The organism is Aeromonas sp. 1HA1, assembly GCF_029237385.1.
Lineage (GTDB): Bacteria > Pseudomonadota > Gammaproteobacteria > Enterobacterales > Aeromonadaceae > Aeromonas > Aeromonas popoffii.
Window position 1 is genome coordinate 1 of the sequence record NZ_JAACGC010000109.1, and the last position, 7932, is coordinate 7932.

The window sequence follows — 7932 nt, forward strand, 5'->3', positions numbered from 1 at the left end:
GCAGGGCTCTGAGGGTAGAATTAGTCATGGCGTATCACCTCTGTTGATTGAGATTCTTCGCGGGAATCAATCAGCAGGATACGCCACCTCTTCTATCCCTCCGTACACCAGAAATGACCATAACTCCTACGAGATTGCCTCGATGCGTCTGTTTGCCAAACTCTCCCTGGACCAGGCCATCCCTGACCGTACTACCATCATGAATTTCCGGCATCTGCTGGAGCAGCACCAACTGGCACGCCAACTCTTCGAGGCCATCAACCAGTGGCTCTGTGACGCGGGTATCATGATGAAGCAAGGCACGCTGGTCGATGCCACCATCATCGAGGCCCCCAACGCCACCAAGAACAAGCGTGGAGAGCGTGACCCCGAGATGCATCAGACCAAGAAAGGCAATCAGTGGTATTTCGGCATGAAGGCTCATATCGGCGTCGATGCGAAGAGTGGCCTGACTCACAGTCTGGAGACCACGTCAGCCAACGAGCACGACCTCAATCAGGTGGGTCATCTGCTCCATGGCAAGGAAGCGTTTGTGTTCGCTGATGCCGGATATCAGGGGGCTGAAAATCGTGAAGAGCTGGCCGATGTGAAGGCTGAATGGGCGATTGCCATGCGCCCTGGCAAACTCAAGGAACTCAAAAAGCATCCTCGTAAAAACAAGGGAGTAATTGCTTTTGAGAGGCTCAAATCCAGCGTCCGCGCCAAGGTGGAACATCCGTTCCGGCTCATCAAACGTCAGTTTGGATTTGTGAAAGCTCGGTACAAGGGGCTGCGGAAGAACGACAACCAACTGGCGATGTTGTTTACGCTGGCGAATCTGTTTCGAGTGGACCAGATGATACGGGGATGGGATAGCTGCGTCCAAAATGCGAGGTAAGCCCCGAAAAAGGGGAATGATGGAGCAAAAAGCAGATTTTGGAGTAAATACGTCCGAATTCTGGAGTAATGAAAATGTTAAACGTGAGCAGGCTGCTTATGATGAAGGTGCGATCCACTTGTTCGCACCTTCCCTTGGCCCAGTGATTCCAGTGACTCAGGTCGAGCAAATGCCAGTCGTGGAAGTGAAGGATGAGGTGCGAAAGGGGCTGGAAGAATTGGAGGCCAAGGCGAAATCTTATCGATTTGAAATTCAGGAATACCAGGCCACGTTCGCCGAATACAATGAGCTACGAGCAGACTTCCCCGAGCTAGAGACGACCATTGATAATGTGCTCAGGCACACCAGTCAGGAGTTTCGGTGCTTACGAGGACGGTTGGCTGCCGTGGAGGTGGTGATGAGGGCGTTAGGTAAATAAAACCCTTTCATGTGCATCATTCGAGGCTTATCACATGAGCCATATCTTTTCAGTGCTTTTCGAAACCACATGGCAACTTAAGTACAAAAAAATCGTACACACTAAAATACATAGTGTGTACGATTTCCGTTGAGTAAAAAACCTTTCAAATATAGTTGTTTAACTACTCATTTAACAAAAGTGCATGGTTTTTACTATAAATAAGCCTACGCGGGTTTTTTTATCGGGCTATGCCCATAACGCAGATCAGTGCTGGTGACCCTTGCCACCGCAGCCACCGCCACCGCAGCAACCGCCCTGACCCTGCTCGTCGCCGTGGTCATGACCGTGATCGTGGCCATGGCCACCACCGCAGCAACCGCCGTGCTCATGGCCGTGATCGTGGTCATGGTCGTGGTCGTGACCATGATCGTGACCGCAACCACCGGCACCGTGAACGTGGCCGTGAGCCAGCTCTTCGGCCGTGGCGGCACGCACGTCCTTGATCTCGACCTTGAAGCCCAGGGTCACACCAGCCAGCGGATGGTTGCCATCCACCTTGATGAACTCTTCGGACACTTCGATGACAGTCACCGGGCGGTGACCGTCGTCAGTCTCGGCCACAAAAGTATCCCCTTCAGACACTTCCATGCCGTCAAACAGCTCGCCAAGTACTTCTTGCACCAGGCTTTCGTCGTATTCGCCATAGGCCTGGGTCGGTGCCAGCGTGACGTCGAACGCCTCGCCCACACTGCGGCCTTCCAGCTCGGCTTCAAGGCCGGAGACCAGATAACGGGTACCGTGCAGATACACCAGAGGCTCTTTACCGACAGTGGTGTCGATGACTTCACCGTGTTCGTCGGTGACTGTGTATTCCAGCGTAACCACGCTCAGGGGAGCTACTTTCATGTCAGGGATCCTGCGGATAGAAAAAAACGGGCCCAGAATACCTCAAAAAGGTGGCCAAGCATATGGTGAGCCCGGCTCAGTCGTGATGAAAAAGTCATCAATGTGAAACCGCATAGGCCTGACTCGCACCTCATTCCCGGGTATTGCGGCTGGGTCCTCATTCGGGACGCCCCCCCCAATTACCTGTTCCGTCTCCCGGGTCACCTTGTCCACCTCGGTCTGGCTCATTCGGGACGAAACACCCCAATTACCTGCTCCGTCTCCCGGGTCACCTTGTCCACCTCGGCCTGGGTCTGCACCTGGGTGTCCCCGCAGTCGACACAAGTCACCTTCTCGACTCCATGCTCCATATACAGCATCATGGTGTCCATTTTGCCGCACGCCGGACAAACCGCACCGGCGATGAAGCGTTTTTTACGTCTGGTTTCCATTCTTGTTACCTCCAGGCAGCATCATATCAGGGTTTTTACATGCATCACGCCATCGAATGCCAGCATTTTTCCTCCCCGTACCTGCAGGTCGGCGGCCGCAAACGCACGCCGGTAGGCCAGTTGCTGCGGATAACCCGGGGCGCGGCACTGCTGCGACTCGGCCAGCATGAATTGCTGCTGACCGCGGGCAACAGCTTCTGGCTCTGCGCCGATGCCCTCGCCGCCTTCAGCCCGCTGGCAGGCTGCCACCATGATCTGCTGACCTGTTCCCTGCGGGTTGCCCAGCCAGCCCAGGCGGGCTGGTTGCAACCGGCCCCGCTGCTGGATGCCCTGTTCGACAGCCTGGCCCAATGGCAGCGCCCCCGCGATTGGCAAGGTGCCTATGGTCATCGTCTGCAGGTGATACTCGACGAGTTGCAGGCCTGCCCCCTGTCGCAACATGCGGATCAGCTGCTGCAAGGCGCTTGGCGGGCACTGATCAGCCAGCAAGCGGGCAGTGACGCTGCCTGGCAAGCCTGTCTCTCCCAGCGCGGGATCACGGATCCGGGCCTCGCGGCCGATGCCCTGAGCGCCCAATGGCAGCTGCTGCAGGCGGTGCGCCTGCTCAAGAGCGGCGGCAAGCGGGCGCAGGTGGTGAGCAAGCTCGGCTACCGGGACGAAGAGGCCCTCGCCCAGGCCTGCCAACGCTGGCTTGGCGCCAGCCTGGATGAACAGCAACCCACCTGACCCGGCGGGCCAAAAACCGGGTAGGCCAGGCGAAAAAAAATGGGTTAAATGAGTCCAGCTTTGCGGCAAGCGGCCGCTAATAACAAGAGGGTCATTTCTCCAATAATCCTTTATGCTAGGGGCCTGAATTGACTGATACCGTTTTGACTCACAGGACATCTGCCATGAAAAGCAAAGCCAACCAATCCCAGGGCATGTTGCTGTTTCATCTCTCGGCCAAACAATCCTTCGCCATCGGCACCCTCAAGGTGAAGGAGATAGTGCCTTACACCCAGCTCACGGCCATGCCGCACTCGCACCCGACCGTGCTGGGCGCCGCCAGCATGCGGGGCACCACCATTCCGGTGATCGACATGGCCATGGCGGTGGGCTATCGCCCAATCAGCAAGGAGGAGATGCCAAACTGCTTCATCATCATCACCGACTGCCGCCGCACCCTGGTGGGCTTTCTGGTGCGCGGCATCGACAAGATCACCGAGTGCAACTGGCGCGACATCGAATCCCCACCCGCCGCGCTCGGCCATAACGTGTTCGTGACCGGGGTAACCCGGGTCAACGACCAGCTGATCCAGCTGCTGGACGTGGAGCTGATACTGTCACGGGTCTACCCGGACGATCCCAGCCACCTCTACCCGGTGCTGACCGACGTGCAGCGTGAGCGGATCAAGCCGATGCGGATCCTGCTGGTGGACGACTCCTCCGTCGCCCGCCGCCAGCTGATGGCGGCGCTGGACTACATCAATATTCCCTACGAGGTCTGCACCAACGGCAAGGATGCGCTGGTCCTGATGCAGGCTCGCGCCAGCCAGAAGACCCCCATCGATATCCTGGTGAGCGACATAGAGATGCCGGGGCTCGACGGCTACGAGCTGGCCTTTGAGGTGCAGAGCGACGCGACGCTGGCGGGAGCCTACATCATATTGCACACCTCGCTCTCCAGCGAGATCAGCGTGGAACGGGCCCACCAGGTGGGCGCCCACGAGGCGCTGACCAAGTTTGAGGCCAACGAGCTGATCCAGGCCATGCTGCGCGGTGCCGAGCACCATGACAGCCTGCTGGCCTGACAAGGCGGCGAGAAGCCCCCTTCTCGCCGTACTTTGTTGCCTGTTTCGGACCCCATCATGCTCATAGAGAGTCACTTCCACGCCCCCTGGTGGGCGCGCAATCCCCATCTGCAAACCATATTGCCAAAGTGGCTGCGACGGGCGCCGGCCCGCTTCGTGGCCGAGCGTTTCGAACTGGCGGACGGGGATTTCGTCGATCTCGCCTGGAGCGGCGACATCCACCAGAACGCGCAGCCACTGATGGTGCTGTTTCACGGGCTGGAGGGGAGCATCCACTCCCACTATGCCAAGGGGTTGTTCGCCCATCTGCAACGACAGGGGGACGAGGCCGTACTGATGCATTTTCGTGGCTGCAGCGGCGAACCCAACCGTCACCTGCAGGCTTATCACTCCGGCGCCATCGAGGATGCACAGGCCCTTATCGCCGAACTGGGCCAGCGCTTTCCCGGCAAGCCACTGATCGCCATCGGTTATTCACTGGGAGGCAACATGCTGGTCAATCTGCTGGCACGGGCCTGCCCCCGTGAGCTGCAGGCGGCCGTGGTGATCTCGGCGCCGCTGCGACTGGACAGCTGCGCCGATCGGGTCAATAAGGGCTTCTCCCGGGTCTATCAGAGCTATCTGCTGCGCACCATGCGCGACAACCTGCAAAACAAGATCCGGCGCCAGGCCGAGGCGGGCAAACGTTGGCAGCTGCAGCAGGTGCAACAGATTGCCACCCTGCGCGACTTCGACGAGCAGGTCACGGCCCCGCTGCACGGCTTTGCCAACGCCGACCACTACTACCAGCGCTGTTCCGGCCTGGGGCTGCTGGCCCGCATTCCCATTCCCACTCTGGTGATCCATGCCGCCGACGATCCCTTCATGACAGAGGCCGTGATCCCGCAGCCGGAGCAGCTCTCACCCATGGTGCGTTACGAGTTGAGCCGACGGGGCGGCCATGTGGGCTTCCTGCACGGCACACCCTGGCGCCCCCACTTCTGGCTGGAAGAGCGCATCAGCCAATGGGTGAAGGAGCAGACTCAGGGCGCGAGTCGATAGCCGTTGCGCCCTGTCCCCTTGACCCGATAGATCGCGTCGTCGGCGCCGGGCTGCATACAGGCGATCACCAGATAGTCATCCCGATAGACATACAAGCGGGCAAGCAGGAACAGAATCGCCCGCTGGTTGACGGCCCAGAACCAATGCAACCCCTAGCTCAGGCCATGGCGGCGTGACTGGCACAACAGATGATCGAAGTGGGTGGAGAGGCGACGTTGTTCATCAGACAACCTGCGTACACCCGCTGACAGCCCCATAAATCCCTTGCGCTTGCTGGCAAGGGATAGACAATACCCACTCTCTGGTCACTGAAGATGAACCCATGATTATCCCCTGGCAAGACTTGGACTCCGATACCCTCAACAACCTGCTCGAACACTTCGTCCTGCGGGAAGGCACAGAGTACGGTGAGCATGACGTCAGCCTGGCTGACAAGGTCGACGATGTCCGACAACAGTTGCAACAAGGCCTGGCCGTGATCGTCTACAGCGAACTGCACGAGAGCATCAACATAGTGTCAAAAGCGACCTTCAGCAGCGCACCGGTGGACGATATACCGGAATAGCCAGGTGATTGCCATCCCAATCTGGGCCTTGCCAGCGCAACTGGCATGATGGCGCAACAAACCTGACAGTTCCCGCCTGGGGTCAGGCCTTTATACCGGACATAAAAATGGCCCGCCGAATCATCGACAGGCCATTTGGGGCAAGTATGAGTACCTTTATAACAATGTAATTAAGCGAACCACACCTTCCGAATAAATAAATTCGCACTGATGAAAGACAGATAAATAAGATGCCGGTCATCCCGGGATAAACCTGCCCTCATATTTCCCGGTCAGGGGATAATCCATAGCCATTACATGAGTATAAAGAAGGCGCTCACATCACCCTATTTACAAGATGTGACCATGCCATAACCTCATAGAATTTCACGCTCACAGCGTTATTCAGCCAGGTCAGCTCAGGTGCGTCTCTGTTTATTTTTGACGGTAAAACCGACTCTGCTGGTTGGTAAAAAGAGATGGGTGAGATGAGCGATAAATTTTCATTCAACGCCCGTCTCCATTATCTATTTACCGACTCGCCCCGCCCAATACCATAGTAATGAAAGCCATGATCCCGCATGCGACCCGGATCAAACAGGTTGCGGCCATCCACGATCAGCGGCCATGTCAACGCCTGCTTGATGGTGACGAAGTTGGGGGCCTTGAAGTGGTTCCACTCGGTGCAGATCACCAGGGCATCGGCCCCAAACACGGCGGCCTCCTTGGTCCCCATCAGCCTCAGGTTGTCACAATAGCCATAGAGCTGCTGGGTCTCCTGCATGGCCTCGGGATCATAGGCCTGCACTGTGGCGCCAGCACGCCAGAGGGCCTCCATCAGGGCACGGCTCGGGGCCTCGCGCATGTCATCGGTATTGGGTTTGAATGCCAACCCCCACAGGGCGATGGTCTTGCCCGCCAGGGATTCCCCCTGGGCGCTGAAGAAGCCGGACAACAGCTCGTAGAGCCGCGATTTTTGCTGCTCATTGACCCGTTCCACCGCCCGGATCAGCGGCGTGTCATATTGCAGTTCCTGGGCTGTTGCCAGCAAGGCTTTGACATCCTTGGGGAAACAGGACCCGCCATAGCCACAGCCAGGGTAGATGAACTGATAACCGATGCGCTGATCCGACCCTATGCCCTGGCGCACCATCTCGATGTCCGCGCCGACCCGCTCGGCCAGACCGGCCATCTCGTTAATGAAACTTATCTTGGTGGCCAGCATGCAGTTGGCGGCATACTTGGTCAGCTCGGCACTGCGCACATCCATGAACAGGATGCGATCATGATTGCGATTGAACGGCTCATAAAGCTCGCGCATCAGCTGGCGGGACGCCTCGTTGCAAGTGCCGACCACGATGCGATCCGGCCGCAGGCAATCCTGGATGGCGGAGCCCTCCTTCAGGAACTCGGGGTTGGAAACCACATCGAAGGCAAAGGAGAGATCCCGCTGCTGCAAGATGACATTCACCTTGGCCATCACCTTCTCGGCCGTGCCCACCGGCACGGTCGACTTGTTGACTATGATGACGGGGGCATCACGATGACGAGCTATGGTGTCGGCCACCGCCAGCACATGGCAAAGATCGGCGGAGCCATCGTCCCCCGACGGCGTGCCGACCGCCAGAAATTGCACCTCGCCGTGTTTGACGGCCAGCACAACATCCGTGGTAAACACCAGAGCACCGCTCTTGATATTGCGCTGGAGCAGCGCCTCCAATCCGGGTTCATAGATGGGAACCTGGCCGGCCATCAAGTCAGCCACCTTCTGTTCATCGACATCGACACAGATAACCTGATGGCCGACATCGGCCAGTACCTGTCTCTTGATCAGATCTTGATCCCCGAAGCCATCATCTCTTTGGCGGCAATAAAGCCGTCCAGTTTACTTTGCAGTGTTTGCCAGCCTTCCCAGAGTGAGCTCCAGCCTGCAATCCCTGTTC

At 57.9% G+C, this 7932-nt stretch carries 10 protein-coding genes; 6 read left to right on the top strand and 4 right to left on the bottom strand.

All coding sequences use genetic code 11. The features are described 5' to 3' along the window. Positions 1–877: IS5 family transposase (locus GWQ22_RS20170; protein WP_275931442.1), on the top strand; the 877-nt coding region annotated here is incomplete at its 5' end. Positions 878–893: 16 nt separating this feature from the next. Then, positions 894–1295 carry a hypothetical protein gene (locus GWQ22_RS20175; RefSeq protein ID WP_275931443.1) on the top strand — a complete coding sequence of 134 codons (402 nt, stop codon included), beginning with the start codon at positions 894–896 and terminating at the stop codon, positions 1293–1295. Between the two features lie 246 nt (positions 1296–1541). On the opposite strand, the gene GWQ22_RS20180 is transcribed toward GWQ22_RS20175, so the two are convergent. Next, positions 1542–2183 carry a peptidylprolyl isomerase gene (locus GWQ22_RS20180; protein WP_275931444.1) on the bottom strand — a complete coding sequence of 214 codons (642 nt, stop codon included), beginning with the start codon at positions 2181–2183 and terminating at the stop codon, positions 1542–1544. 224 nt (positions 2184–2407) lie between these two features. Then, positions 2408–2614 (bottom strand): YheV family putative zinc ribbon protein, encoded by a 207-nt coding sequence (locus GWQ22_RS20185; protein WP_042035019.1) that lies wholly within the window; start codon positions 2612–2614, stop codon positions 2408–2410. Positions 2615–2653: 39 nt separating this feature from the next. On the opposite strand from GWQ22_RS20185, the gene GWQ22_RS20190 reads away from it, so the two are divergent. From GWQ22_RS20190 to GWQ22_RS20200, 3 genes are all read left to right on the top strand, one after another. Next, positions 2654–3340 (top strand): hypothetical protein, encoded by a 687-nt coding sequence (locus GWQ22_RS20190; RefSeq protein ID WP_275931445.1) that lies wholly within the window; start codon positions 2654–2656, stop codon positions 3338–3340. A 164-nt stretch (positions 3341–3504) separates the two neighbouring features. Continuing rightward, positions 3505–4404 (top strand): chemotaxis protein, encoded by a 900-nt coding sequence (locus GWQ22_RS20195; protein ID WP_042035022.1) that lies wholly within the window; start codon positions 3505–3507, stop codon positions 4402–4404. A gap of 57 nt (positions 4405–4461) precedes the next feature. Then, on the top strand, positions 4462–5445 hold the full coding sequence (locus GWQ22_RS20200) for a hydrolase (protein ID WP_275931446.1): 984 nt from the start codon (positions 4462–4464) through the stop codon (positions 5443–5445). On the opposite strand, the gene GWQ22_RS20205 is transcribed toward GWQ22_RS20200, so the two are convergent. Beyond that, the gene (locus GWQ22_RS20205; protein WP_275931447.1) at positions 5427–5594 is read right to left on the bottom strand and encodes a hypothetical protein; all 168 of its coding nucleotides are present in this window, start codon (positions 5592–5594) and stop codon (positions 5427–5429) included. The two genes, GWQ22_RS20200 and GWQ22_RS20205, sit on opposite strands and share 19 nt — an antisense overlap. Before the next feature lie 173 nt (positions 5595–5767). On the opposite strand from GWQ22_RS20205, the gene GWQ22_RS20210 reads away from it, so the two are divergent. Next, positions 5768–6010, top strand: a complete 243-nt coding sequence (locus tag GWQ22_RS20210; RefSeq protein ID WP_212513789.1) for a YheU family protein — start codon at positions 5768–5770, stop codon at positions 6008–6010. A 502-nt stretch (positions 6011–6512) separates the two neighbouring features. On the opposite strand, the gene GWQ22_RS20215 is transcribed toward GWQ22_RS20210, so the two are convergent. Continuing rightward, positions 6513–7823 (bottom strand): UDP-glucose/GDP-mannose dehydrogenase family protein, encoded by a 1311-nt coding sequence (locus GWQ22_RS20215; protein WP_275931448.1) that lies wholly within the window; start codon positions 7821–7823, stop codon positions 6513–6515. Positions 7824–7932 lie beyond the last annotated feature (109 nt).